General features: G+C 69.2%; 31 protein-coding genes and 1 pseudogene. 16 read left to right on the forward strand and 16 right to left on the reverse strand.

Features of this window, described 5'->3' with window-relative positions; genetic code table 11:
* Positions 1–13: 13 nt before the first annotated feature.
* Positions 14–511 carry a hypothetical protein gene (locus Q8L83_RS02365; RefSeq protein ID WP_305284545.1) on the reverse strand — a complete coding sequence of 166 codons (498 nt, stop codon included), beginning with the start codon at positions 509–511 and terminating at the stop codon, positions 14–16.
* 47 nt (positions 512–558) lie between these two features.
* Here Q8L83_RS02365 and Q8L83_RS02370 point away from each other — a divergent pair, with 47 nt between their 5' ends.
* The 4 genes from Q8L83_RS02370 to Q8L83_RS02385 all read left to right on the forward strand — a co-directional run bounded on the left by Q8L83_RS02370 (position 559) and on the right by Q8L83_RS02385 (position 3594).
* A complete protein-coding gene (locus Q8L83_RS02370) occupies positions 559–1701 on the forward strand; it encodes a DNA cytosine methyltransferase (RefSeq protein WP_305284546.1) in 1143 nt (380 codons plus the stop codon).
* Positions 1702–1776: 75 nt separating this feature from the next.
* Positions 1777–2766: a cysteine synthase A gene (gene cysK / locus Q8L83_RS02375; protein WP_305284547.1), complete on the forward strand. Its 990-nt coding sequence runs from the start codon at positions 1777–1779 to the stop codon at positions 2764–2766.
* 36 nt (positions 2767–2802) lie between these two features.
* The gene (locus tag Q8L83_RS02380) at positions 2803–3228 is read left to right on the forward strand and encodes a very short patch repair endonuclease (RefSeq protein WP_305284548.1); all 426 of its coding nucleotides are present in this window, start codon (positions 2803–2805) and stop codon (positions 3226–3228) included.
* A gap of 75 nt (positions 3229–3303) precedes the next feature.
* On the forward strand, positions 3304–3594 hold the full coding sequence (locus Q8L83_RS02385) for a hypothetical protein (protein ID WP_305284549.1): 291 nt from the start codon (positions 3304–3306) through the stop codon (positions 3592–3594).
* Here Q8L83_RS02385 and Q8L83_RS02390 read toward each other — a convergent pair.
* A complete protein-coding gene (locus tag Q8L83_RS02390) occupies positions 3591–4064 on the reverse strand; it encodes a DUF2244 domain-containing protein (RefSeq protein WP_305284550.1) in 474 nt (157 codons plus the stop codon). The two genes, Q8L83_RS02385 and Q8L83_RS02390, sit on opposite strands and share 4 nt — an antisense overlap.
* Before the next feature lie 65 nt (positions 4065–4129).
* On the opposite strand from Q8L83_RS02390, the pseudogene nth reads away from it, so the two are divergent.
* Positions 4130–4830: pseudogene (gene nth / locus Q8L83_RS02395) on the forward strand (endonuclease III).
* Between the two features lie 307 nt (positions 4831–5137).
* Here nth and Q8L83_RS02400 read toward each other — a convergent pair.
* On the reverse strand, positions 5138–5950 hold the full coding sequence (locus Q8L83_RS02400) for a peptidylprolyl isomerase (protein WP_305284551.1): 813 nt from the start codon (positions 5948–5950) through the stop codon (positions 5138–5140).
* The gene (locus tag Q8L83_RS02405; RefSeq protein ID WP_305284552.1) at positions 5947–6504 is read right to left on the reverse strand and encodes a DUF6886 family protein; all 558 of its coding nucleotides are present in this window, start codon (positions 6502–6504) and stop codon (positions 5947–5949) included. The genes Q8L83_RS02400 and Q8L83_RS02405 overlap by 4 nt, the downstream gene beginning before the upstream one ends.
* Positions 6505–6644: 140 nt before the next feature.
* Between Q8L83_RS02405 and Q8L83_RS02410 the strand changes: the two genes are divergently transcribed.
* From Q8L83_RS02410 to Q8L83_RS02435, 6 genes are read left to right on the forward strand one after another with little or no spacing between them, the layout of a single operon-like run.
* Positions 6645–7634: an adenosine kinase gene (locus Q8L83_RS02410; RefSeq protein ID WP_305284553.1), complete on the forward strand. Its 990-nt coding sequence runs from the start codon at positions 6645–6647 to the stop codon at positions 7632–7634.
* 5 nt (positions 7635–7639) lie between these two features.
* On the forward strand, positions 7640–8230 hold the full coding sequence (gene hisB / locus Q8L83_RS02415; protein ID WP_305284554.1) for an imidazoleglycerol-phosphate dehydratase HisB: 591 nt from the start codon (positions 7640–7642) through the stop codon (positions 8228–8230).
* A gap of 27 nt (positions 8231–8257) precedes the next feature.
* A complete protein-coding gene (gene hisH, locus Q8L83_RS02420; protein ID WP_305284555.1) occupies positions 8258–8902 on the forward strand; it encodes an imidazole glycerol phosphate synthase subunit HisH in 645 nt (214 codons plus the stop codon).
* Positions 8899–9621, forward strand: a complete 723-nt coding sequence (gene hisA / locus Q8L83_RS02425; RefSeq protein ID WP_305284556.1) for a 1-(5-phosphoribosyl)-5-[(5-phosphoribosylamino)methylideneamino]imidazole-4-carboxamide isomerase — start codon at positions 8899–8901, stop codon at positions 9619–9621. Before hisH ends, hisA begins: the two co-directional genes overlap by 4 nt.
* Complete coding sequence (gene hisF, locus Q8L83_RS02430) at positions 9621–10421, forward strand: imidazole glycerol phosphate synthase subunit HisF (RefSeq protein ID WP_305284557.1); 801 nt, start codon at positions 9621–9623, stop codon at positions 10419–10421. The genes hisA and hisF overlap by 1 nt, the downstream gene beginning before the upstream one ends.
* Positions 10418–10741, forward strand: coding sequence for a phosphoribosyl-ATP diphosphatase (locus Q8L83_RS02435; RefSeq protein WP_305284558.1), 324 nt, complete (start codon positions 10418–10420; stop codon positions 10739–10741). The genes hisF and Q8L83_RS02435 overlap by 4 nt, the downstream gene beginning before the upstream one ends.
* On the opposite strand, the gene Q8L83_RS02440 is transcribed toward Q8L83_RS02435, so the two are convergent.
* From Q8L83_RS02440 to timA, 4 genes are read right to left on the reverse strand one after another with little or no spacing between them, the layout of a single operon-like run.
* Positions 10738–11061: a polyhydroxyalkanoic acid system family protein gene (locus tag Q8L83_RS02440; RefSeq protein ID WP_305284559.1), complete on the reverse strand. Its 324-nt coding sequence runs from the start codon at positions 11059–11061 to the stop codon at positions 10738–10740. The two genes, Q8L83_RS02435 and Q8L83_RS02440, sit on opposite strands and share 4 nt — an antisense overlap.
* Before the next feature lie 52 nt (positions 11062–11113).
* Positions 11114–11665 carry a Smr/MutS family protein gene (locus Q8L83_RS02445; RefSeq protein WP_305284560.1) on the reverse strand — a complete coding sequence of 184 codons (552 nt, stop codon included), beginning with the start codon at positions 11663–11665 and terminating at the stop codon, positions 11114–11116.
* Positions 11662–12759: an MltA domain-containing protein gene (locus Q8L83_RS02450; RefSeq protein WP_370868344.1), complete on the reverse strand. Its 1098-nt coding sequence runs from the start codon at positions 12757–12759 to the stop codon at positions 11662–11664. Before Q8L83_RS02450 ends, Q8L83_RS02445 begins: the two co-directional genes overlap by 4 nt.
* A gap of 8 nt (positions 12760–12767) precedes the next feature.
* Complete coding sequence (gene timA, locus Q8L83_RS02455; RefSeq protein ID WP_305284562.1) at positions 12768–13388, reverse strand: TIM44-related membrane protein TimA; 621 nt, start codon at positions 13386–13388, stop codon at positions 12768–12770.
* A 210-nt stretch (positions 13389–13598) separates the two neighbouring features.
* On the opposite strand from timA, the gene secB reads away from it, so the two are divergent.
* The gene (gene secB / locus Q8L83_RS02460; RefSeq protein ID WP_305284563.1) at positions 13599–14114 is read left to right on the forward strand and encodes a protein-export chaperone SecB; all 516 of its coding nucleotides are present in this window, start codon (positions 13599–13601) and stop codon (positions 14112–14114) included.
* A gap of 31 nt (positions 14115–14145) precedes the next feature.
* Here the strand turns inward: secB and dnaQ are convergent, their stop codons facing one another.
* The 5 genes from dnaQ to Q8L83_RS02485 are packed head-to-tail and all read right to left on the reverse strand — an operon-like array spanning position 14146 to position 17809.
* Positions 14146–14850, reverse strand: a complete 705-nt coding sequence (dnaQ, locus tag Q8L83_RS02465; protein WP_305284564.1) for a DNA polymerase III subunit epsilon — start codon at positions 14848–14850, stop codon at positions 14146–14148.
* Positions 14851–14856: 6 nt separating this feature from the next.
* Positions 14857–15507, reverse strand: coding sequence for a dephospho-CoA kinase (gene coaE / locus Q8L83_RS02470; protein WP_305284565.1), 651 nt, complete (start codon positions 15505–15507; stop codon positions 14857–14859).
* 6 nt (positions 15508–15513) lie between these two features.
* Positions 15514–16380: a shikimate dehydrogenase gene (gene aroE / locus Q8L83_RS02475; protein ID WP_305284566.1), complete on the reverse strand. Its 867-nt coding sequence runs from the start codon at positions 16378–16380 to the stop codon at positions 15514–15516.
* A complete protein-coding gene (locus tag Q8L83_RS02480) occupies positions 16377–16970 on the reverse strand; it encodes a nucleoside triphosphate pyrophosphatase (protein WP_305284567.1) in 594 nt (197 codons plus the stop codon). The genes aroE and Q8L83_RS02480 overlap by 4 nt, the downstream gene beginning before the upstream one ends.
* Positions 16967–17809, reverse strand: a complete 843-nt coding sequence (locus Q8L83_RS02485) for a pyruvate, water dikinase regulatory protein (RefSeq protein ID WP_305284568.1) — start codon at positions 17807–17809, stop codon at positions 16967–16969. The genes Q8L83_RS02480 and Q8L83_RS02485 overlap by 4 nt, the downstream gene beginning before the upstream one ends.
* 536 nt (positions 17810–18345) lie before the next feature.
* Here Q8L83_RS02485 and hemE point away from each other — a divergent pair.
* The 4 genes from hemE to rho all read left to right on the forward strand — a co-directional run bounded on the left by hemE (position 18346) and on the right by rho (position 22491).
* Positions 18346–19377, forward strand: a complete 1032-nt coding sequence (gene hemE, locus Q8L83_RS02490; RefSeq protein ID WP_305284569.1) for a uroporphyrinogen decarboxylase — start codon at positions 18346–18348, stop codon at positions 19375–19377.
* A complete protein-coding gene (gene hemH / locus Q8L83_RS02495) occupies positions 19374–20414 on the forward strand; it encodes a ferrochelatase (protein WP_305284629.1) in 1041 nt (346 codons plus the stop codon). Before hemE ends, hemH begins: the two co-directional genes overlap by 4 nt.
* On the forward strand, positions 20411–20872 hold the full coding sequence (locus Q8L83_RS02500; protein ID WP_305284570.1) for a CopD family protein: 462 nt from the start codon (positions 20411–20413) through the stop codon (positions 20870–20872). The genes hemH and Q8L83_RS02500 overlap by 4 nt, the downstream gene beginning before the upstream one ends.
* Before the next feature lie 242 nt (positions 20873–21114).
* Positions 21115–22491, forward strand: a complete 1377-nt coding sequence (rho, locus tag Q8L83_RS02505) for a transcription termination factor Rho (protein WP_305284571.1) — start codon at positions 21115–21117, stop codon at positions 22489–22491.
* 330 nt (positions 22492–22821) lie between these two features.
* On the opposite strand, the gene Q8L83_RS02510 is transcribed toward rho, so the two are convergent.
* Genes Q8L83_RS02510 through Q8L83_RS02520 form a run of 3 tightly spaced genes read right to left on the reverse strand, consistent with a single transcriptional unit; the run spans position 22822 to position 24719 of the window.
* The gene (locus tag Q8L83_RS02510; protein ID WP_305284572.1) at positions 22822–23025 is read right to left on the reverse strand and encodes a hypothetical protein; all 204 of its coding nucleotides are present in this window, start codon (positions 23023–23025) and stop codon (positions 22822–22824) included.
* A 24-nt stretch (positions 23026–23049) separates the two neighbouring features.
* Positions 23050–24021, reverse strand: coding sequence for a quinone oxidoreductase (locus Q8L83_RS02515; protein ID WP_305284573.1), 972 nt, complete (start codon positions 24019–24021; stop codon positions 23050–23052).
* On the reverse strand, positions 24021–24719 hold the full coding sequence (locus tag Q8L83_RS02520; RefSeq protein ID WP_305284574.1) for a dienelactone hydrolase family protein: 699 nt from the start codon (positions 24717–24719) through the stop codon (positions 24021–24023). Before Q8L83_RS02520 ends, Q8L83_RS02515 begins: the two co-directional genes overlap by 1 nt.
* Between the last annotated feature and the right edge of the window lie 107 nt (positions 24720–24826).

Here is a 24826-nt window from a genome sequence, read left to right on the forward strand (position 1 = left end):
TCCGCCGCGCGCCTCATCCCCCTTCACGGGGCATGGCGTCGGCCTTGCCGGCGCAGCCGGACAGGGTCTTGTCCCCCAGCTGGACCCGCGCCTGATAGGCGTAGGCCAGGTCCGACATGCCGTCGGAGCAGGCCTCCTCCCACAGGGTCACCACGAGCGCGTCGCCCCCGGCGGTGGTGGTGCGCCAGATGGTCTGCGCCCCGCTCTCCTCAGAGCCTTGATTGGGACCCTTGGCGGAGGGCTCGCCCAACTGTTCCAGGGTGATTTCGGTCTCGTGGATCCGCAGGCCCCAGAAGGGCTCGGTTCCCACGGCCATGATCTCGCCGGCGAAGGCGGCGGCGGACGCCGGGATGTCCTCCGACGCGTCGGCCGGAGGCGGCGCTTCGGCCCCGTCGGGCGCCTGCGGCTGGCAGGCGATCAGCCCCAAGGCGAGGACGGGCGCGAGGACGGGCGCAGCCAGCCCCAACAGGCGGCGGCCGCCGAAAAGTCGGCCCGGGACAATGGCGCGCATGGCATGGGTCCTTCCCGTTGAGCCGGGACAGGCTAGACTCATCGGCCATGAGTCGAAATCCCCGCCCCACCTTCTATGAGTTCTTCGCCGGCGGCGGCATGGCCAGGCTTGGCCTGGGCGAGGCCTGGGAATGCGCCTTCGCCAACGATTTCGACCCGGTCAAGGCCCGCGCCTACCGGGCCAACTTCCCCGACGCCGAGGCCCATTTCCACGAGGGCGATGTCTGGAAGCTGTCGGCCGACGCCCTGCCCGGCCAGGCCGACCTCGCCTGGGCCTCATCCCCCTGCCAGGACTTCAGCCTGGCCGGCGCCCGGGCGGGTCTGGCCGGCGGACGCTCCTCGGCCTTCTTCGGCTTCTGGAAGCTGGTCCAGGACCTGAACGCCCAGGGCCGTGCGCCCCGCACCATCGTCATCGAGAATGTGGTCGGCCTGCTGACCTCGCACGGGGGCGCCGATTTTCAGGCGCTCTGCCAGGCCCTGGCGGACGAGGGCTATCACTTCGGCGCCCTGGAGATCGACGCCGCCCGCTTCGTGCCCCAGTCTCGGCCCCGGGTGTTCGTGGTGGCTACCAGGGCTGCGCCGCCAGCGTCCCTGGTGGGCGAGAGCGCCTTCCACAGCCGCGCCCTGACTGAGGCCCACGGCCGCCTGCCGGCCGAGCTGGCGGCCCGCTGGGTCTGGTGGCGCCTGCCCGCGCCGCCCGCGCGCAACACCGAGCTTTCCAGCCTGCTGGAGGATGACGGCGAGGTCGTCTGGCGAACGCCTGCCCAGACGCAGCTGCTGCTGGACCAGATGTCGCCCCTGCACCGGCGCCGGTTCGAGGCCGAGCGGGCCGCCAAGGGCCGGGCGGTGGGCGCCGCCTACCGGCGGATCCGCACCGAGAATGGTGTTCGGGTGCAGCGGGCCGAGGTGCGGCTGGATGGCTTGGCCGGGTGCCTGCGCACGCCCACCGGCGGCTCCTCGCGCCAGATGCTGCTGATCGCCGACGAGGGGGGCCTGCGCTCGCGCCTGGTCTCGCCGCGGGAATCGGCCCGGCTGATGGGCCTGCCGGAGACCTACGCCCTGCCGGCCTCGGCCAATGGCGCCCTGCATGTGACCGGCGACGGGGTAGCGGTTCCGGTGGTGGCCTGGCTGGCGGAAAACCTGCTCGGCGCCCTGGTGGAGTCCGAGCCCCGGCCCATCGCCGCCGAATGACCGGCTTACATTTGGCGCCTGAACCCCTAAGTTTGCGTTCAAAGGGCACGACACGCGAATTTTGAAGGCAGGTCCATGGACGCCAATTCCGACAAGACCTACGACGCCGAAGGCCTCCGCCGGGCGGGCCGGGGCCGGGTATTCGACTCGATCATCGACACCATGGGCGACACCCCCCTGGTGCGCCTGCCGCGGCTGACCGCAGCGCTGAAGCCCAAGGGCGAGGTGCTGGCCAAGCTGGAATTCTTCAATCCGATCGCCTCGGTGAAGGACCGGATCGGCGTGGCCATGATCGAGGCCCTGGAGGCCCAGGGCATCCTCAAGCCCGGCTCCACCATCGTCGAACCCACCAGCGGCAACACCGGCATTGCGCTGGCCTTCGTGGCCGCGGCCAAGGGCTATCCCCTGACCCTGGTCATGCCCGAGAGCATGTCCATCGAGCGCCGCAAGATGCTGGCCCTGATGGGCGCCAAGCTTGAGCTCACGCCAGCCGAGCGCGGCATGGCCGGCGCGGTGGCCCGTGCCCGTGAGATCGTCGAGGCGACGCCGGGCGCCGTCATGCCCCAGCAGTTCGACAATGGGGCCAACCCCCTGGTCCACCGGGTCTCCACCGCCGAGGAGATCTGGAACGACACCGACGGCAAGGTCGATGCGGTGATTTCCGGCGTCGGCACCGGCGGCACCATCACCGGGGTCGGCCAGGTGCTGAAGGCCCGCAAGGCGTCGGTGAAGATGATCGCCGTCGAGCCCGAGGCCTCCCCGATCCTGTCCGGCGGCCAGCCCGGTCCGCACAAGATCCAGGGCATCGGGGCGGGCTTCGTGCCCTCCATCCTCGACCGCAGCGTCATCGACGAGGTGGTCCAGGTCTCCAATGACGACAGCTTCGCCATGGCCCGTCGGGTGGCCCGGGAAGAAGGCATTCCGGTGGGGATTTCGTCCGGCGCGGCCCTGACGGCGGCCTTCCATGTGGCGGCCCGCGACGAGATGGCCGGCAAGACCATCGTCGTCATCATCCCGAGCTTCGCCGAGCGCTACCTGTCGACCGCCCTGTTCGAAGGGCTTTAGGCGCCAGAGGCGGCCGGGCCTCGGTGTTGGGACGTCATGACCGACGTCTATGACGCGGAAAAGCGCTCGGCCGTCATGCGGCAGGTCAAGGGCTCCGGCACGGGCCCTGAGCGCACCCTGCGCCGCCTGCTGACCAGGCTGGGCGCCCGCTACCGCCTGAACCGCAAGGACCTGCCGGGCTCGCCGGACATCGTCCTGCCCGGCCGCCGGCTGGTCATCTTTGCGCATGGGTGCTTCTGGCACGGCCATGACTGCGCCCGAGGGGCCCGCGTGCCCAAGACCAACCGCGACTACTGGCTGGCCAAGGTCGGGCGCAATCGCGCGCGGGACGCCACCACCGCCCAGGCCCTGTCGGCGGCCGGCTGGCGCGTCGAGGTGGTCTGGGAATGCGAGATGAAGGACGAGGCCGCCCTGACCGCTCGCCTCGCCGCCCTGCTGGCTGTGAAGACCCCTGGCCTTTAGACGTCGTTAACCATAAATTCAGCGCAAGAGCCCCATTTTGGGGTCGATTTCAGCCCCTAAACGCCGGTTTTCGCCTTGAGCGCGATTCGACCTCCTTTCCCGAACGCTCTGCCGGCGGCCCCGCAGGGGGTCACGCCCCAGCCGCGTAGCGCCGCCCAGAAGGCCTTCTTCGAAGCCGCCCTCGGCCGCGCTGCGCCGACCCAGGCCCCGGCCCCGGCTCAGGTCCCGACGAAGGCCGCAGCGCCGTCCGCGTCGATCCAGCCGCACGCCACGGCGGTTCGCGAGGTTCCACTTCAGGTCCGCGCTGGCGACGAGCCGCCGCAGAAGATCCTGCGGCCCGGCTCCCTGCTGGATATTCGCGTCTAGAACCGGTTAGAGCGGGCCTGCCAGATGGCGGTCTGCAGGGCGCGGGCGAAATCGGCCCGTTCGCCGGGCGACAGCGCCGCGGCCACCTGGGCGAACTTGCCCGACAGCCTCAGCTTCACGCCCACCGTGCGCTCGTCCTCCACCTCCACATCGACCCGGGTGAAGGCGGTGGGCGAGGTCCAGACCAGGGCCTGGGCCTGGGGCGTCTGGCGCAGCACGCGCACCTCCCGGGCGGTGACCTGCACCCGCTCCACCTGGCGGGCGGCCTGGAAGCTGACCAGGAAGGCCAGCGCAATGGCGCCCACATCCATGGCCAGGAAGATCGGCACCAGGGTCGCGCCCATCGACATGAAGACCGCCGCCGAGGCGCAGTTCAAAACCGTGACGATGGATATAAGGATCACGAACCCTCGCTGGGACAGCGAGCGGTTGGGGGTGATGACCGCATCCATGTAATAGGGGCCGTCCATCGTGGGGCGATATTAGCCGCCCGCGCGGACTTGGCGAGGGCCTTTGCGCAGGGCATCAAGCCCCCATGGTCGCGCCGCCCAAACCCCCGCCCCGCAAGCCTGCTGCGAAAAAGTCCCCCCGGCGGCTCTCGCCGGCCGAGCGGGCGCGCATCGCCACCCTGTTCGAGCGGTTCGAGGACGCGGAGTCCGACCCCCGCACCGAGCTCAACTATGACAGCCCCTATACCCTGGTGACGGCGGTCGCCCTGTCGGCCCAGGCCACCGATGTCTCGGTCAACAAGGCTACGGCCCGACTGTTCGAGGTGGCCGACACCCCGGAGAAGATGCTGGCGCTGGGGGAGGAAGGGCTGATCCCCTACATCGCCTCCATCGGCCTGTTCCGCACCAAGGCGAAGAACGTCATCGCCGCGGCCCGCATCCTGATCGAGCAGCACGGCGGCGAGGTGCCCCTGGAACGCGAGGCCCTCCAGGCCCTGCCCGGCGTCGGGCGCAAGACCGCCAGCGTGGTGCTGAACGAGCTGCGCGTGGAGCCGGCCATCGCCGTCGACACCCACGTCTTCCGCGTCGCCCATCGGCTGAAGCTCGCCTTCGGCAAGACGCCCGACCAGGTGGAGGCCGAGCTGATGGCGGTGATCCCGAGCCCTACCTGGTCCGCGCCCACCACTGGCTGATCCTGCATGGCCGCTATGTGTGCGTGGCCCGCAAGCCCAAATGCGACGAATGCCCCGTCGCCGACCTCTGCCCCTCCCGCGCGCTGTTCACCTAGGCGCGCACCCCCACCAGCGTCACCCTGGGCCCTGTGCCCAGGGTCCCTCTCGACGCTTGCGCCCGCCCTCGACAGGGACCCTCGGGACGAGCCCGAGGGTGACGGGAACGAGAGGCCTTGCGTCCTTCGAGGCTCGCTTCGCTCGCACCTCAGGATGAGGGAGGAGGGTGCGGGCGTCTGCAGTCCGTCCTCATCCTGAGGCGCCCTGCGCTAGCAGGGCCTCGAAGGACGAGGACGGCGCGCAGTCCATCCACCCCACCGCCGTCACTCTCGGGACAAGCCCCAAGGGTGACGGCTTGCTTGGGTGTCAGCGCACCAGGATCTCCACATCGCAGAGGGTGAAGTCGGCGCCTTTTTCGGCGCGCAGGGCGGCCACCTTGGCCTGGAAGGCCGCGCCCCTCGGATCGGCGACCTCGAGCTGCGGGCGCTCGTCCTGCGGCAGGTCGGCGGCGAGCGTGACGCGGACCATCTGGTCGGGCGCGGCCGGCGGCTCGCCCACCGCCAGGGACCGGGCCACATCCAGGCCGGCGATCACCCGACCGAACGGGGTGTAGTCGCGATCCAGCCTGCGGGCGGCCTCCAGCATGACGAAGATTTCGCTGTTGGCGCTGCCGGGATGGGCCTGGCGGCCCATGCCGAAGACGCCGGGGCAATAGGCGCCCCAGGCCCGGGGCCGGCCGCTGCGGCTCGCTTCGCCGGCCGAGACCGCCGCGAGCGGCATGGACCGCAGGAAACCGGTGCGCCCATCGCTGGCCTGGGTGACCATCACCACCTCGGCCGCCAGGTCCGGCGTCAGAAGAAGGCTGAACTCCGGCTCAAGGTCCGGATGCTCGGAGGTTCCGCCGTCCCGATTGTTCGGATTGCCGGTCTGGGCGACGAAGCCTGCGATCACCCGGTGAAACTGCAGGCCGTCATAGACGCCTTCCCGGGCCAGCTGCTTGACCCGGGCCACCGCCAGGGGCGCGACCTCGGGCGCCAGCTCCACCACCATGCGGCCCCGGGTGGTGTCGATCACCAGGGTCTGCGCCGGGTCAGGCGTGCGCCAGTCGCCAGGCTCGGCGGCCACAGCGGCCAGGGGCAGGAGGGCGGCGATCAGGCTCGCCACGAGAGGGCTCTTCATGTCCAGTCCTTGGCGTTGCGCAGCCGGACGCCGCTGGCGTGCAGGGTGGTGTCCCAGACCGGCCGCAGGTGGGTCAGGGTCTCGGTGAGGCGCAGCTCGACCCCGGCCGCGCGCAGGGCGGCGGGCAGGTCGGTCAGCACATCCCGGCTGACCGGCGTCACGGTGTCGCGCGACACCCACATGCCGGCGTCGTCCAGGCTTTCGAAGGGTTCGGCCGGCAACACGTAGCGATAGAGGGTCTCGGCCCGCAGCCGCTCGAACCAGTCCCGCTCCATATAGGCGATGGCCTGGGCCGGACTGTCGCCGAACCAGGCCGCGCGATCGGCCGCGGCGCTGTCGTCCTTCGCCCAGACCACGATCCGCGGGCAGTCGCGGGGGAACAGGTACATGGCCTGGCGGGCCTCTTCGATGGCCCAGACCAGGGGCCCGTTCAGCCAGTCACGGCCCGGCCCTCGCTCGGAGGGGACGCGGACGGGGCGGGGCTCGAACACCGCGATGCCCGGATCGTCGCTGAAGTGGTAGAGCTGCATATCGCCGGGATAGCGCCCGATCATGACGGCCTGTGCAAGGCCGGGGCGCCGTCATCTTTGGCCCGGCCGCGGCCTTGCTTCACATTGCCCCGACTGTGCTTTCCCTGTAATCGGCGCCCGTTCCCCAATCATCGCCGCCCAACGAGAAGAGAAAACCTCCCGCAATGACCGAGCTTTACGACGTCGCCGCCATCGGCAACGCCATTGTCGACGTGATCGCCCCGGCCGCCGAGGAGTTCCTTGGCGCCGAAGGCCTGTCCAAGGGCGCGATGATGCTGATCGACGAAGCCCGCGGGGTCGATCTCTACAGCCGCATGGCGCCGGGCGTCGAAACCTCCGGCGGTTCGGCTGGCAACACCGTGGCCGGCGTGGCCAGCTTCGGCGGCCGGGCGGCCTATCTGGGCAAGGTGGCCAAGGACCAGCTGGGCGACGTCTTCGCCCACGACATGCGCGCCCAAGGGGTCCGGTTCGACGTGACGCCGCTGGCGGCCGGCCCCGCCACCGCCCGCTGCCTGATCAATGTGACGCCGGACGGCCAGCGAACCATGTGCACCTATCTGGGCGCCTCGACCGAGCTGACCGCCGACGATGTCGACCCGGCGATCATCGAGGCCTCCAAGATCGTCTATCTCGAAGGCTATCTGTTCGACCCCCATGAGGCCCGCCGCGCCTTCGCCAAGGCCGCAGGGCTGGCCCGGGCCAACGGGCGCAAGATCGCGCTGACCCTGTCGGACGCCTTTGTGGTCGAGCGCCATCGCGGCGCCCTGATGGAGTTCATCGACACCCAGGTGGACATCGTCTTCGCCAACGAAGCCGAGGTCTGCGCTCTGTTCGAAACGCCGGACTTCGACGCCGCCGTCAGCGCCCTGGCCGCCCGCACCGCCATGGCTGCGGTGACCCGCAGCGAAAAGGGCTCGGTGATCGCCGCTGGCGAGGCCCGCCACGAAATCTGGGCCGCGGCTGTGGACAAGGTGGTCGACACCACCGGCGCGGGGGATCAATACGCCGCCGGCTTCCTATATGGATTGGCGCATGACCGCTCGCTTCCGGTCTGCGGTCAGCTTGGCGCCCTGGCGGCGGCCGAGGTGATCTCCCATTACGGCCCGCGGCCGCAGGTCTCGCTCAAGGACCTGGCCGCTTCGAGAGGACTTTGAAGACCATGGCGCGCACGGCCGAGGTGGTCCGCAACACCAAGGAAACCCAGATCAGCGTCAGCGTCGATCTGGACGGGACCGGCGTGTCCGACGTCGAGACCGGCGTCGGCTTCTTCGACCACATGCTCGACGCCTTCGCCCGCCACGGCGGCATCGACCTGAAGGTCCGCACCAAGGGCGACCTGCACATCGACTTCCACCACACGGTGGAAGACACCGGCATCGTGCTGGGCCAGGCCATCCATAAGGCGCTGGACGGGTTCAAGGGCATCCGCCGGTTCGGCGACGCCTATATCCCCATGGACGAGACCCTGACCCGCTGCGCGCTCGATCTGTCCAACCGGCCCTATCTGATCTGGAAGGTGGCCTTCCGCACGCCGAAGATCGGCGAGATGGACACCGAGCTGTTCAAGGAATTCCACCACGCCTTCGCCATGAATTGCGGCGCCTGCGTGCACCTGGAGACCCTGTACGGCGAGAACAGCCACCATATCGCCGAGAGCGGGTTCAAGGCCTTGGCCCGCGCCCTGCGCACGGCCATTGAGATCGACCCCAAGACGGGCGGCCAGGCCCCCTCCACAAAGGGCGTGCTCTAGGGCGCCCCAAGGGTCTAAGGAACCGCTATGCAGACCGTCGCCCTGATCGACTACGGGTCGGGCAATCTCCGTTCGGCGCAGAACGCCCTCGAAAAGGCCGCCGGCTCCGCGCCCGGGGCTGCGGAGATTCGCGTCACCTCCGACCCCGAGACGGTGGCCGCCGCCGATCGCATCGTCCTGCCCGGCGTCGGCGCCTTCGCCGCCTGCCGCCAGGCGCTGATGGCGCGGGCCGGTCTCGTCGAAGCGATCACCGAGGCGGTGCAGGGCCGGGGCGTTCCGTTCCTGGGCGTCTGCGTGGGCATGCAGCTGCTGGCCAGCCGCGGCCTGGAGTTCGGCGAGACCCCCGGTCTCGACTGGATTCCCGGCGAGGTTCGGCGTCTCGCCCCTGACAGCCCGGCCTGCAAGGTGCCGCACATGGGCTGGAACAGTCTGGACGACATCAGCCCCGCAGGTCAGGCCCTGGGCCTCGCCGCCGACGGCGCCATGTATTTCACCCACTCCTTCGCCTTCCACGCGGCCGATCCCGCCGACGTGGCCGCCTTCACCGATCACGGGGGCCGGTTCGCCGCCGCCGTGGCGCGGGGCAATGTGGCGGGGGTTCAATTTCACCCGGAGAAATCGCAGTCTGCCGGGCTTTCTCTCCTCGCGCGCTTTCTGGAGTGGCGACCTTGATCCTCTACCCGGCCATCGACCTCAAGGACGGCCAGTGCGTGCGCGTGCTGCACGGCGTCCTCGACACCGCCACCGTGTTCAACACCTCGCCGGCCGACCAGGCCCAGCAATGGGCTAATGCCGGCTTCCCCTGGATCCATGTGGTGGACCTGAACGGGGCGGTGGAAGGCAAGGCGGTGAACGCCAACGCCGTCCAGGCCATCCTGGAGTCGGTCTCGGTGCCGGTGCAACTGGGCGGCGGCATCCGCAGCCTGGCCGATATCGAGGGCTGGATCGAGGCTGGCGTCAGCCGGGTGATCCTCGGCACGCTCGCCGTACGTGAGCCGCAAGTGGTGGTGGAAGCCGCCCGCCTCTGGCCCGAACAGATCGCCGTCAGCGTCGATGTCCGCGGCGGCAAGGTGGCCGTCCAGGGGTGGACCGAGGATTCCGATCTCGACGCCGTCACCGTCGCCAGGCGGTTCGAGGACGCCGGGGTCAGCGCCCTGATCATCACCGACATCGACCGCGACGGCGCCCTGACCGGCTTCAATGTGGACGTGTTCGGGGCCATGGCCGATGCGGTGGACATTCCGGTCATCGCCGCCGGCGGCCTGGCCAGCGTCGAGGACATCCATCGCCTGCGCGCCCGCAAGGGCCGTCCGATCGCCGGCGCCGTCCTGGGCCGCGCCCTCTATACCGGGGCCATCAAGGCGCCCGAAGCCATCAAGGCGGCGGCCTGATGCTGAACCTGCGCGTCATTCCCTGCCTGGACGTCAAGGACGGCCGCGTGGTCAAGGGCGTGCAGTTCCTCTCCCTGCGCGACGCCGGCGATCCGGTGGAGCAGGCCAGCGCCTATGACGCGGCCGGCGCCGACGAGCTGATGTTCCTGGACATCACCGCCAGCCACGAGGGCCGCGGCGCCATCCTCGACGTCATCGCCCGCACCGCCGATGTCTGCTTCATGCCGCTCAGCGTCGGCGGCGGCATCCGTGCTGTCGAGGATGCGCGACGCCTGCTGCTGGCCGGGGCCGACAAGATCAGCGTCAACACCGCGGCGGTGGAGAACCCCGACCTGATCAGCGCCTGCGCCGACGCCTTCGGCTCCCAGGCCGTGGTCGCCGCCATCGACGCCAAGCGGACCGAGGACGGCGCCTGGCGGGTGTTCATCTATGGCGGCCGCAAGGACACCGGCCTGGACGTCATCGACTATGCCCGCCTGGCGGTGGAGAAGGGGGCCGGCGAAATCCTGCTGACCTCCATGGATCGCGACGGCGCCAAGTCCGGCTATGACATCGAACTGCTGCGCGCCATCACCTCGGCCGTCAGCGTGCCGGTGATCGCTTCGGGCGGCGCAGGCTCGGCCGCCCACATCGTCGAGGCCGCCACCCAAGGGGGCGCCGATGCGGTGCTGGCCGCCTCCATCTTCCACTTCGGCGAGGTCTCCATCGGCGAGGTCAAGCAGGCCATGGTGGCCGCCGGCCTGCCCGCGCGCCTGACCGGGGCGGAGATGCGCCGCGACGCCGCCGAGGCCTTCTCATGAGCCGCCTGGCCGAGGTTCTGACCCGTCTCTCTGCGGTGATCGAAAGCCGCAAGGGCGGAGATCCGGCCGCCTCCTATACCGCCCGCCTGCTGGCCGATCCCGACCTGTCGGCCAAGAAGCTCGGCGAGGAGGCCGTCGAGACGGTGATCGCCGCGGTGAAGGGCGATCAGGGCGCCCTGGCCGCCGAAAGCGCGGACCTGCTCTATCACTGGCTGGTGACCCTGGCCGGCGCCGGGGTGTCCCTGGACGATGTGGCCGCCCGGCTCGAGGCCCGCGAGGGCGTGTCCGGCCACGACGAGAAGGCCAGCCGTCCGCGCTAAGCCTTGGGCGGCGGCGTCTTGTTCTCCAGCAGGATCTGACCCTGCTTCTGCACCCGACCCTTGATCTTGCCGGCCATCAGGGCGAGCACATTGGGCAGGTTGATCTTCATCCGCACCGCGTCGGGCAGCACCTCCAGGTCGCCGGTGATGGTCTGGCCCATGACGGTGGCCGAAAAGGCCATCACGTCGCCGGTCCATTGGCGGGTCAGCTTGGCGCTCCCCCCGAACTGGCTGACGATCTTGTCGAAGCCCTCTTCCAGGCGCCGGCGGGCCTCGATCGGACCCAGGCTGTGGGGGAGGTCGATGGTGATCGGTTTCATGGGCGATCCTCGCTGATCAGGGTCCCTTTAACGCACGAACGGCGCAGGTCGGTCATCCCCGCGGCTTGCGCTTCAGCGCCACATAGAGCGCGCCGCCGCCGCCGTGGCGGCGATGGGCCTCGGAGATCCCCGCCACCATCGCGCGCAGGTGTGGCGCGGCCAGCCATTCCGGCGCGGCCCGGCGCAGGGCGCCGTCGCCGCGGTTTCCCTTGCCAGTGATCACCAGCACCGAGCGGTGGCCCTCGTCCCAGGCCCGATGCAGAAACGCCTCCAGGGCGCTGCGGGCGGTGTCATAGGTCAGGCCGTGCAGGTCCAGGCGCGCGGCGATGGGGTCGCGCTCGCGCACGATCCGGTGGTGACGATTGGGCTCGATCAGTTCCGGCCCCGGCCAGGGGGTCGGCGCCTTGGGCTTCGCCGGAACGGCAGGCGCCTGGGCCGGGGCCTGCCGCGCGCGGGTCTTGGCGATCGGCATGTCTTCGGCCGGTAAGGTCTCCGGGGGCGGCTTGTCCGCAGGCCGCGGCGTCGCCCGGCCGGGCAGGGGATGCACCGTGGCCGCCACCACCGACCAGAGCTTCTGCTCGTCAGGTCGGAGCGGCCGCTTCATGGGGTCGGGTCGGGGCCTATCCGAGGGACGAGGCGCACCATTCGCAGGGTGTGGCGCACCCGGCCGGCCTCGACGCCGGCCTCAGGGCCTGAACCCAGATAGAGGTCGGCCCGCACCTCGCCCTTGATCGCGCCGCCGGTGTCCAGGGCCATGGCCAGGTTGCGATAGGTGGGGAATGCGCCGGTCAGGATCGGAGCCTCGGCGTCGATCCAGAACAGCTGGCCCAGCCTGTGGCGGGTCAGGTCCACGGCGATGGCGTGGTCCGGGGGCAGGGGCACGCCGGCCGCGCCCACCGGATGCAGGCCGTCGTCGGCCTCGAAACGGAACCAGACATAGCGGCGGTTGAGCCGCATGATGGCGTCGGCCTCGGGGCCGCGATGGTCGGCCAGCCAGGCGCGGATCGCCTCGCCCGAGGTGTTGTCGGCCCGCAGCAGGCCTCGGTCGCGCATGGGATTGGCGATCCCCGAGAACGGCAGGTCGTTATGGGCGGCGAACAGCGCCTTGACTCGCGCCCCATCGGGAAAGGTCAGGACGCCCGAGCCCTGGATCTGCAGGAAGAACAGCTCCTCGGGCCGCATCCAGGCCAGCACCTCGGTAGCCGGGGCGCTTTCGATGCTCGCCCGATCTACGCGGCCGGACAATTCGGCATGGTTGGCGGGCTTGGGCCGGACCGGAGCGCTGTACTCGGCGTCGCGGGTCAGGCGAGCGGTGTATTCCGGCGCATAATAGGCGGTGAGCACGCCTTCGCCCGGAACGGGCTCCAGGCGGAAGTTGGCCTCGAAGAAGGCCTTGGCGACCGAAGCGTCCAACTGCTCGTAGGTTCGCGCGCGGCGGCAGATCTCGGCCTCGGCCGGGGTCTTGGCCACGCCGCAGGTCGCCCGATAGGCGGCGAAGGCGGCGGCATGGTCAGCCTGCGCCCAGCCCCGGAGCTCGGAAAAATTACCCGGCGCATAGGCCCCGGGCGAAGGGGTCGCCGGCTGGGACGGCCCGGAGGACGAGGGCGGTCCGCCCGGACCAGGAGTCTCCTGCGGCGCGCGCGCGGTGGCGCAGGCCGACAGAAGGAGGGCGCCGCACAGGGCGCCGACCAGACGCATATTCACGACTAGGCCTCCGCGGCGTCGACGTGAACGAGGGTCCAGTTGGGATCGCGGCTCTTGAGGTTGCGCTCGAAGGTCCACAGCTCGGCCGTGCGGCGGTCGTCCACCGCTTCGCCCAGGGCGTCCTTGGTGCGGCTGCGGATCTCGGCCAGGAAGCGGACCGTGACGCGGGCGTGGTCGCCGGCCATTTCGGCCTTGTCCATATCGGCCCGGGGTCCGTGCAGGAACTCCACCGTTTCGGTGCGATCCTCGGCCTCGCGGCCGGTGATCGCCGCCTCGAACGAGGCGTAGACATCGTCGGACAACAGATTGCGCAGGGTGTCGCGATCGCCCTTGGCGAAGGCGTTGACCGTCAGCTCGTAAGCCGACTTGGCCCCCTGCAGGAAGTGGTTCAGGTCAAAGGACGGGTCGCGGGCGCGGATGGCGGCCAGGCCCGACAGGGCGACGCCATCGGGTTCGTCCACCGGCTCGAGGGCGCGCTCCGGCGCGCGGTGGGCGGGATTGGCGGCTTCGGCCTGGGCCTGGTCCTCGGGCTGTCGTCCGACACGCCGTCCCAGCACAGAATAGAGCTGGTAGAGGACAATGGCCGCCAGGGCGGCGAAGATGATCAGCTCCAATAGGGGCAACGCGGCTCTCGTAGGCTTCAATGGGTCGGCAGGCCGGAAATCTGGCCCCTTGATCTCTATATAGTCTGCCTGAACGCCCGCGTCAGGAGCGACGTTGCATCAGGCAGGGGGCCATGTTAGCAGCCCGCGCCAGGAACGGGCGGTTATTCCGGCCTCTTGATGGGCCTGCGCATGCGTCGGCCCGGCAATTCCAGAACGGACAGATTTTTCATGACCGACACTGACGCGGCCGACACCGCCGGCCAGCCGAACGGCGCCGAAGCTTTTGTGCCCGGCGTTCGCATCCTGGCCCAGTTCATCCGCGACCTGTCGTTTGAAAACCCGCGGGCGCCCGACGCCCTGCGCGCAGCCGGCCCCCAGCCTCAGATCGACCTCGGGGTGGAAATGAACGCCCGCGGCCGCGAAGATGGCCTGTTCGAGGTGGACCTGAAGCTCTCGGCCCGGGCGGCCCGCGAAGACGGTCCCGTCTTCCATGTGGAGCTGGTCTATGGCGGCGTCTTCCAGATCAACGGCGTGGCGCCGGACGATCTGGAGCCGGTGCTGCTGGTGGAATGCCCGCGCTTCCTGTTCCCGTTCGCCCGCCGGGTGATCGCCGACGTGACCTCGGACGGCGGCTTCCCGCCCTTCCTGCTGGACCCCATCGACTTCGCCGGCGTCTATGCGACGCGCAAGGCGCAGGCCCAGGGCGCTGAACTTTCCGAAGGTCCGGTCGTCGGCAACGCCTGATCACGGACGGCTCTGAGGCGCCTGGGCGGCCTCAGAGTCCGTGCTTGCGCCACAGGTCCTCGGACTTCACCACCTCGCGCACGAAGGCGGCGTGCCGGTCGCGCTCATCGGCCGTCGAGCGCGCGGCCAGGGGCCGGGGCCTTGCGCCATAGCTTGCCTGGCGCGCCGCGCCGACCGCCTGGGCGATAACCGCCGGGGTCAGCTCCAGCCGGCGCTCGCGGCCGCCCTTCAGCTCCAGATAGACATCGGCCAGCAGCCGGGCGTCGATCAGCGCCCCGTGCTTCTCCCGGTCGGCCAGGGAGATCTTGAAGCGCCGGCACAGGGCGTCGAGGGAATTGGCCATGCCGGGGAACCGCGCCCGGGCCAGCACCAGGGTGTCGACCCAGCGGTGCTCGATGATCTCCACCCGCCCGCACAGGCCAAGCTCGTGATTGACGAAGGTGCGGTCGAAGGCGGCGTTGTGGGCGACGATCGGCGCATCGCCGACGAAGTCGAGGAAGGCGTCCACCACCTCCGGCGCCTGGAACTTGGGCTTGCCCCGCAGGAAGTCGGCCGACAGGCCGTGAACCTTCTGGGCCTCGGGCGGCATGTCCCGCTCAGGGTCGATATAGCAGTGGAAGGTGCGCCCGGTCGGGATGAAGTCCTCGATCTCCAGGCAGGCCAGCTCCACCAGCCGGTGGCCTTCCCGGGGTTCGAAGCCGGTGGTTTCGGTATCGAGAACAATCTCACGCGCCATGGGGGTTCAATGCCCCGGTTTGGCGCCGTCTTCAACCGGGGCGGCGCCCGCCGGGACCTCTCGTCGCGGCGCGTCCCGCAGGGCCTTGACGATGTCGGCCACCTGGGCGCGGGCGTGGTCCAGCCCCTGGCCGGTATCGACCACATAGTGGGCGCGGGCGCGTTTTTCGGCGTCGGCCATCTGCTGGGCGAGGATGGCGTCGAAGCGGTCGGGCGTCATGCCGGGCCTGGCCAGCACCCGCTCGCGCTGCATCCGGGCCGGCGCGCTGACCACCACCACGGCGTCCATTCGCGCATCGCCGCCGGTCTCATAGAGCAGGGGAATGTCCAGCACGACGAGGTCGGCCCCCTTGGCCTGCGCTTCGGCGAAGAAGCCCAGCCGGTCCTGGCCCACCAGGGGATGGACGATGGCGTTCAGCCGCTTCAGCGCCTCGGGGTCGCCCAGCACGCGCTGGCGGAGCAGTTCGCGGTCCACCGCGCCCCCCTGGACCACGCCGGGAAAGGCCTCGCCCACGGGACCGACGGCGGCGCCGCCCACATCATAGAGGTCGTGCACCGCCGCGTCGGCGTCATAGACCGGGACGCCGTGCTCGCGGAACATGGCCGCGGTGGTGGATTTTCCCATGCCGATGGAGCCGGTCAGGCCGATGAGCCGCATGTCGCCTCAAATCCTCTCGCTGAGGCCCAGAGTCTTCAGCGCCAGGGCGCGGACGTCCACCCCTGACGGCGGGGAAATCCCGAAGAAGGCCGTGAATGACGGGACCGCCTGGCCGATCAACATGGCCAGGCCATCGACGATGCGCCGGCCCTCGGTCTCGGCCTCCACCAGGAAGGGCGTGCGAAGCGGCTTGTAGACCATGTCCATGACCACGCAGTCGGCGGGCGTCGCGGCCAGCGGCACATCGAGCACACCCTCGCCCGACAGACCCGCCGAGGTGGCGTTGATCACCGCACCGGCGCCGGCGAAGGCCGCTTCGGCCTGGTCGAGGCCAAGGGCGGTCACCCGATCGCCCAGACGCGCGGCGATGGCCTCGGCCCGGGCCACGGTGCGGTTCAGGATCCGCACCTGCGGCGCGCCGGCCGCCAGAAAGGCTGCGGCCGCGCCCCGGGCCGCCCCACCGGCCCCCAGTATGACCACCGGGGCGACGGCGGGATCGAAGCCCGGCGCCTGCTGGGCAAAGGCCGCCAACAGGCCTGCGCCATCGGTGTTGTCGGCGACGATGCGGCCATCTTCATTGAACAGCAGCAGATTGGCTGCGCCGGCGGCTTGCGCTGCGGCGCTGGGGGCGTCGGCCAGGGCCAGGGCCTCTTCCTTGAAGGGCAGGGTGACGTTGAGGCCGCAGATGGCCCCGCCGCGAAAACCCTCCACGAGGGCCTTGAACCCGGTCTCCGAAGGACTGAACGGCACATAGGCCGCATCGAGGCCCGCGGCCGAAATCCAGGCGTTGTGGATCAGCGGGCTGAGCGAATGGCGAACCGGCGCGCCGACCACGCCCGCCACCCGCCCGGCGCCCGTCAGACTCTGGCTCATGGGACAAGGGCTCCGCGTTGGCGAAGTTGATCGAGCAGGCCGATGAGCGGCAGGCCCAGTATGGCGAAGTAGTCCCCCTCGATGGCGGCGAACAGCTGGGCGCCGGGGCCTTCCAGCCGGTAGCAGCCCACCGAGCCCAGCAGGTCGTCACCCTCCAGGTCGAGATAGTGGTCCAGGAAGGCGTCGGAAAAGTCGCGCAGGGTGAGCGTGGCGCAGGCGATCTCCGACCACAGGACCTCGCCGTCCTGAGCCAGCGCCACGGCCGAATGCAGGAAGTGCGGCTTGCCGCGCAGGGCCAGCAGGCGCGACCGGGCCTCAGCGCGGTCGACCGCCTTGTCATAGAGCGCGCCTTCGAACTCCAGGGTCTGGTCGGCGCCGATGACGAGGCCAGGCTCCGCGGCCGACACCGTCACCGCCTTGATCTCGGCCAGGGCCTGGGCCACGGCCCGGGGACTGCCGCCGTCGGTCTGGATGCGCGTCTTGACCAGATCCTCATCCACCCCGGACACGATCTTGTCGAAGGTCACGCCGGCCCCGGCCAGGACCTGACTGCGGGCGGCGCTCTGCGAGGCGAGGATGACCCGGCTCATCCGAGGATATCCACCTGGCGGCCGGCGGTGAGCAGGTTCATCACCGCCGCGGCCGTCTCCTCCACCGAGCGGCGGGTGACGTCGATCACCGGCCAGCCCTGACGCTCATAGAGCCTTCGGGCCTGCACGATCTCCTCGCGCACATTGTCCACATCGATATAGGCCGAGGTGCGGTTCTCCTTCAGGCTCAGCAGCCGGTTGCGACGGATCTGGATCAGCCGGTCGGGCGAGATGGTCAGCCCCACCACCAGGGTGTTCTTGAGCTGCAACAGCTTGTCGGGGATCGGCCGCGACGGGACCAGGGGGACGTTGGCCGCCCGCACGCCCCGGTGGGCCAGATAGATGCAGGTCGGCGTCTTGGAGGTCCGCGACACGCCCACCAGCACCACGTCGGCCTGTTCGAGATCCTGGCCGCCCTGGCCGTCGTCATGGCCGATGGCGTAGTTGAGCGCGTCCATCCGGTTGAAATAGTCGTGGTCCAGGGCGTGCTGGGCGCCGACCCTTGTGGTGGTGTTGACCCCCAGATAGCGCGACACCGCCGAGACCAGCGGGTCCAGCGCAGGGATGCAGGCCATTTCCAGCCGCCGGCAGCCCTCCTCCAGGGCTGCGCGCAGTTCGGCGTCGACGATGGTGTGAATGACCAGGCCGGGCGCGGACTCGATATCCGACAGGGCGCGGTCCAGCTGCCGCTGGGAGCGGACCAGGGCGTAGATGTGTTCGATCGGCAGGACGTCGTCGAACCGGGCGCAGACCGCGCGCGCCATGGCGTTCAGGGTCTCGCCGGTGGAGTCCGACACCAGGTGGACATGGAAATAGGTTGCGATGCGCGGGTTAGTCATTCCGAGGGGGGCGCCTGCGACAAAATGCTCTTGGGGACCAAGGAGTCGATAAGTCTCTTAAAGGAGGCCGGCGAACTTGGGGATAGGCCTCGACTTATCCGCCGCCGCCGATCGCGAGACGGGCCAGGCTGTAAGGATCGGACATTGGGGGTCCAGGCGTCCACCGGTTCAGCCGATGGGGAAAGTCTTAACGAAAGGTAAACACAGGGCCTGCGCCAGAGCGCGGGTCATCCTCAGGCCCGGCGCCCGTGAGCCTCGGCGCGGCCGGCTCCGGTTCTTAAGGTTTCGTTAAGGAATGTGGCGACGCTCAGCCCCCGGCGCCCGCAATTCACAGGGGCTCTTCCTGCCTTGGGACAAGCCAGGCGCCGGCTGTGGGCGAAGGCGGTATGGCGTCGGCAAGGGCCGGTTTTCCCCGGGTCTGACCGGCCCTACCTCAACCTCATCCTCAAACAGATCTTTCTTTCAGGAAGAGGGGTGGGGACCTGTGTCCACCTCGCCCCTTGAGCAGGCGGGCCGGAGCGGCTTTAAGGCTTGGCATGAACGACACGACCCAGCCCCGCCTCCTTCGCGCCCTGGCCGGCGAAACCCTCGACCGCCCGCCGGTCTGGTTCATGCGTCAGGCGGGCCGGTCCCTGCCGGAATATCGCGAGCTGCGCACCAAGGCGCCGGACTTCATCGCCTTCTGCCACAATCCGCAGATGGCGGCCGAGGCGACCCTGCAGCCCATGCGCCGCTTCCCCCTGGATGCGGCCATCGTATTCGCCGACATCCTGCTGCTGCCCAAGGCGCTGGGCCAGAAGGTCTGGTTCGAGACGGGCGAAGGTCCCAGGCTTGGCGAACTGCCGGCGCTTTCGGCCATGGAGGCCGAGATCGAGGCCTCGACCGGCAGGCTTTCCGAGATCGGCGAAACCCTGACCCGGGTGCGCGCTGAACTGGAGCCGGAGCGGGCCCTGATCGGGTTCGCCGGCGCCCCCTGGACCGTGGCCACCTATATGATCGAGGGCCGCGGCTCCGATCGCTCCGGCGCGCGGACCTACGCCTATCAGAACCCCGAGGATCTGGACCGGCTGCTGGACATCCTGGTGGAGTCCACCGCCCGCTACCTGGTGATGCAGGCCAAGGCCGGCGCCCAGGCGCTGAAGCTGTTCGAGAGCTGGGCCGAGGGCCTGGCCGAGGACGTGTTCGAACGCATCGTCATCCGCCCCCATGCCGCGATCATCGAGAAGGTCCGCGCCGCCGGGATCGACACCCCCTTCATCGGCTTCCCCCGCGGCGCCGGCGCCCTGGTGGAAAACTACGCCGCCGCCGTGCCGGTCCAGGCTGTGGCCCTCGACACCCAGGCCAGCGCCGCCATGGGCCGCAAGATCCAGTCGGGCGGCAAGGCGATCCAGGGCGCGCTCGACAACCTGCTGCTGCGGGCCGGCGGCCCGGCCATGGACGCCCGCATCGACGCCCTGATCGACCAGTGGGGGCAGGGGCCCTACATCTTCAATCTGGGCCACGGGGTTCTGCCCGACACCCCGGTGGAAAACATCGAGCGCGCGGTTCGCCGCGTGACGGGGACCTGATGAAAAAGCTCGCGGTCGTCCTCTTCAACCTGGGGGGACCCGACGACCAGGATTCGGTCCAGCCCTTCCTGTTCAACCTGTTCCGCGACCCGGCGATCATCGGCCTGCCGGCCCCGTTCCGCTATGCCCTGGCCGCCCTGATCTCCACCACCCGCAAGAAGACCGCCCAGGCCAACTACGCCATCATGGGCGGCGGCTCGCCCCTGCTGCCGGAGACGAAGGCTCAGGCTAACGCGCTCGAGGCTGAGCTGGCCAAGGCCGCGCCGGAGCTGGAGACCAGGGTCTTCATCGCCATGCGCTACTGGAAGCCCCGTGCCGAGGCGACGGCGGCGGAGGTGGCGGCCTTTGCTCCCGACGAGATCGTGCTGCTGCCGCTCTATCCGCAGTTTTCCACCACCACGACGGGCTCGTCCCTCAAAGACTGGACCAAGGCCTATAGGGGCTCGGGTGTTGTTCGCACGGTCTGCTGCTATCCCACCCAGGCGAAGCTGATCGCGGCCCATGCCGACCAGATCGCCGCCACCTGGGCCGCCGCAGGCAAGCCTGAGGGCTTGCGCCTACTGTTCTCAGCCCATGGCCTGCCCAAATCGGTGATCGAACGCGGCGATCCCTACCAGGCCCAGATCGAGGCCACCGCCGCGGCCGTGGCCGCCCGCCTGCCCGAGCTTTCCGACTGGCAGGTCTGCTACCAGAGCCGGGTGGGTCCGATGGAATGGATTGGTCCGTCCACGGAGGTTGCCTTGCGCCAGGCTCAGGCCGACGGCAAGGGCGTGATCCTGACCCCCATCGCCTTTGTCTCCGAGCATGTGGAGACCCTGGTCGAGCTCGATCACGAATATGCCGAGATCGCCAAGACCATCGGCTGCGCCCCCTATCTGCGGGTTCCGGCCCTGGGGATCACGCCGGGATTCATCGCAGGGCTCACCGGCGTCGTGCTGAACGCCCTGGACGATGCGCCGAGGATCGCCCCGGCCGGCGGCTGGACCTGCCCGGCCGACTATGGAAAATGCGCCTGCAGGACGGGGAGGGCGGCATGAACTGGTTTGATCTGCTTCGGGGGCTGCACATCATCGCGGTCATCGCCTGGATGGCCGGCATGATGTATCTGCCCAGGCTCTACGCCTATCACACCGAAACCGCGCCGCCCGGCAGCGAGTTCGACGCCCACTTCAAGGTGTGGGAGGCCAAGCTCCTCAAGATCATCATCAACCCGTCCATGGTGCTGACCTGGATCCTGGGCCTGAGCCTGATCATGTATCACGTGCACGCCATGGGGCAGGGCTGGGCCTTCCTGCTGCAGCCCTGGATGATGCTGAAGCTGGCGCTGGTGATCTTCCTGTCGGGCTGGCACGGCATGCTGGCCGGGGCACGCAAGCAGATCGCGGCGGGCGAGCGGCCCCGTAGCGCCAAGTTCTGGCGGGCCACCAATGAGATCCCCTTCCTGATCGCCATCGCCGCGGTCCTGGCCGTCACCCTGGAATTCGGCGCCCGCTGACCCCATCTGGTGTGAGACGGCCCTTGACCTCGGCCCCCCGGCTGTGGTTTTGCGTTAGCCACGCGGGAGAAATCCCGCGCCCCCGCCTTTTCCCGGCGCCGCGCGTTCATCGCCGACGGCCCGGTCCTCGAGACAACATAGCCGGCGCCGTTCGATCTGCGCCCCACCTCTCGTCCCCGCCCGCCCGGAGTCCATCCGGCGGTGCGCGGCCCGACACACCCTCTCAGAGCTTCAAAGACCCGATGAGCGAAGACACCCAGAACGAAGTCCTCGAGTCCCAGACCGACGACGACGCCGGCATGGACGCCGAAGACGAACCGTCCCTGGCCTCCCAGGCGATCGCCGCCATGGGCCTGACCAAGATGTCGCTTCAGGAGTTGAAGGAGAAATCCTCCTCCGACCTGCTGGCCTTCGCCGAGCAGATGGACATCGAGAACGCCAACTCGATGCGCAAGCAGGACATGATGTTCGGCATCCTGAAGACCCTCGCCGAAGAAGGCGTGGAGATTTCAGGCTCGGGCACCATGGAGGTGCTGCCCGACGGCTTCGGCTTCCTGCGCAGCCCCGAGGCCAACTATCTGCCCGGCCCGGACGACATCTATGTGAGCCCCTCGCAGATCCGGAAGTTCGGCCTGCGCACCGGCGACTCCGTGGTCGGCGCCATCCGCGCGCCCCGTGAAGGCGAGCGCTATTTCGCCCTGGTCAAGGTCGACCAGATCAATTTCGAAGACCCCGAAAACGTCCGCCACAAGGTCCACTTCGACAACCTGACGCCGCTCTATCCCGAAGAGCGCCTGAAGATGGAGATCGACGATCCGACCCTGAAGGATCGCTCCGGCCGGGTGATCGACATCGTCGCGCCTCTGGGCAAGGGCCAGCGCTGCCTGATCGTCGCCCCGCCGCGGGTCGGCAAGACGGTGATGCTGCAGAACATCGCCAAGTCTATCGAGGCCAACCATCCGGAAATCTATCTGATCGTCCTGCTGATCGACGAGCGGCCGGAAGAGGTGACCGACATGCAGCGCACCGTGCGCGGCGAGGTCATCGCGTCCACCTTCGACGAGCCGGCCACCCGCCACGTGCAGGTCGCCGAGATGGTCATCGAAAAGGCCAAGCGCCTGGTCGAGCACAAGCGCGACGTGGTCATCCTGCTGGACTCCGTCACCCGCCTGGGCCGCGCCTACAACACCGTGGTGCCGTCCTCAGGCAAGGTGCTGACCGGCGGTGTGGACGCCAACGCCCTGCAGCGGCCCAAGCGCTTCTTCGGCGCGGCGCGGAATGTGGAGGAGGGCGGCTCGCTGTCCATCATCGCCACCGCCCTGATCGACACCGGCAGCCGGATGGACGAGGTCATCTTCGAAGAGTTCAAGGGCACCGGTAACTCGGAAATCGTCCTGGACCGCAAGGTCGCTGACAAGCGCATCTTCCCGGCCATCGACGTGCTGAAGTCCGGCACCCGTAAGGAAGAGCTGATCACGCCGAAGGATCAGCTGCAGAAGACCTATGTGCTGCGCCGCATCCTCAACCCCATGGGGGCGCAGGACGCCATCGAGTTCCTGCTCGACAAGCTGCGCAACGCCAAGAACAACGACGACTTCTTCCAGTCGATGAACACCTGAGTCTAAGCGGCGCGCCCAGGTTGCGCGCCTCGACGGTTCGATTGCGCCGCAGGCGCCCTAAAGGGCGACACGAAGAACACGAAGGGTCGCAAAGGACACAAAGCCGAGGCCGCGGAGGCCTTCGTGTCCTTGGCTATCTTTCTGTTCTTTGTGTCCCCCTTTTTTATTTAGGGCGGTGCGACCGCCCTCGTCATTCGAGACCCTTTGGGCGCCTCAGGATGAGGACGGAATGAAACGCCTCAGCCCGCAACCCCCGCCCTCAGCCTGAGGTGCGAGCGAGAGCGAGCCTCGAAGGACGCAGTGCGCCCCCGCCCTGTTTCACGTGAAACATCAGCCCTGAGGCGGGACGTGGTCCCTCGGCCATTTGATGAAGGCCACGATCCACAGCATCACCAGGTTCACGCCCGGCACCACCATCAGGAAGGCGACGGCCCAGGGAATGCCCAGGCGGCTGAAAATCTTGCCGATCGGGAAGACGATCAGGAAGACCCAGGCGACCAGGATCAGCCAGTGCCAGACCGAAAAACTGCCCATCTCTATGTCCTCTTCGGTCTTCGACTATGGGACCAGCAGGGAGGCGCCGACCGTCTCGCGGCCCTCCAGCGCCTCATGAGCGGCCTTCGCCTTGGCCAGCGGGAAGGTCTGGCCGATGTCGATCCGCACCTGGCCGCTGGCGATCACGTCGAACAGGGCCGCGGCGCTGGCGTCGAGTTCCTCGGTGGTGGCCACGTAGTCGAACAGGGTCGGGCGGGTGAGGAACAGCGAGCCGAGCTGCGACAGCCGTCCGGGCAGGATGGCGGGCGCCGGGCCTGAGGCATTGCCGTAGGAGACGAACAGACCCCGCCGCGCGAGGCTGTTCAGGGTGGCCTCGAAGGTGGCCGCGCCCACGGAGTCATAGGCGACCGGCACGCCGGCCCCATCGGTGATCCGACGCACCTCGGCCGCCACATCCTGGTCCCGGTAGAGGATGACGTGGTCGGCGCCCAGTTCGCGGACCCGCTCGGCCTTGGCCTCTGACCCCACTGTGCCGATCACGGTGGCGCCGATCGCCTTGGCCCACTGGACCAGGATCGAGCCGACGCCGCCCGCCGCGGCATGGACCAGGATGGTCTGACCGGCCTGGACGGGGAAGCAGCGACGCAGCAGGAACTCCGCCGTCATGCCCTTGAGGAGGGCCGCGGCCGCCACATCGGCCCCGACGCCGGGCGGCGGCTTCACCGCCCGCGCGGCCTTGACCACGTGAAACTCCGCATAGGCCCCGATGGGGCCGGACGCATAGGCCGCCAGGTCGCCGACGGCGAAACGGTCGACCCCCTCGCCGATCTCCACCACCTCACCGGCGCCCTCCATGCCCAGGCCGGACGGCAGCTTTACGGGATAGAGGCCGGTGCGGTGATAGGTGTCGATGAAGTTCAGGCCGATGGCCTGGTTGCGCACGAGGATCTCGCCGGGGCCGGGCGAGGGGCGTTCGACCTCGACCAGCTCCAGGACTTCGGGCCCGCCGGTGCGGGCGATCTGGACGGCGCGCATCAGCGGAGGTTCGCTTCGAAGAAGGCGGCGGTCCGCGCATTGGCGGCTTCGGCGGCCTGCGCGTTGTAGTGCTCGCCGCCCTTGCGGGCGAAGGCGTGGTCGCAGCCGGGATAGGTATGGATCTGGACCTGCGGGTGGTTCTTCAGGGCGCCGAGGATCAGCTCCTGGGCGGCCTTGGGCACGAACTGGTCTTCCTCGGCGATGTGCATCATCAGCGGTTGGGCCAGGCGCTCGGCCTCGCCGGTGCGCTGCTCGATGCCCACGCCGTAATAGGCGACGCTGGCGTCGGCGTCGGTGCGGGTGGCGGTGGTGAAGGCCAGCAGGCCGCCCAGGCAATAGCCGACAGCGCCGACCTTGCCGGTGCAGTCCTCATGGCTGCGGATGGTGTCGATGACCACGCGGATGTCGCGCACCCCTTGGTCAGCGTCGAAAGCGTTCATCAACTCGAAGGCCTTCTTCCACTCGGCCTCGCTCTGGTCGGTGATGTCGACGCCGGGCTCGATGCGCCAGAACAGGTCCGGACAGATGGCCAGATAGCCCTGGGCGGCGTAGTCGTCGCAGATGTCGCGCATCACCTTGTTGACGCCGAAGATCTCCTGGAGGACCACAATGGCCGGCGCCGGGGTCTGGGCCGGCTTGGCCACATAGGCCGAGAAGGCGCCGTCGGGGGTTTTGATTTCGAGGGTCTGGCCGGCCATATGCTGCTCCCGTGCGTTTGAAGTCATCGGGCGGCGCGAGGGCTCGCCTCGACCGCCAGGTTTCGCCGACCTAGGATGTGGTGTCGCTGGTCCCAGGGGCGAGCCCA

Source organism: Phenylobacterium sp., assembly GCF_030680185.1.
Lineage (GTDB): Bacteria > Pseudomonadota > Alphaproteobacteria > Caulobacterales > Caulobacteraceae > Phenylobacterium.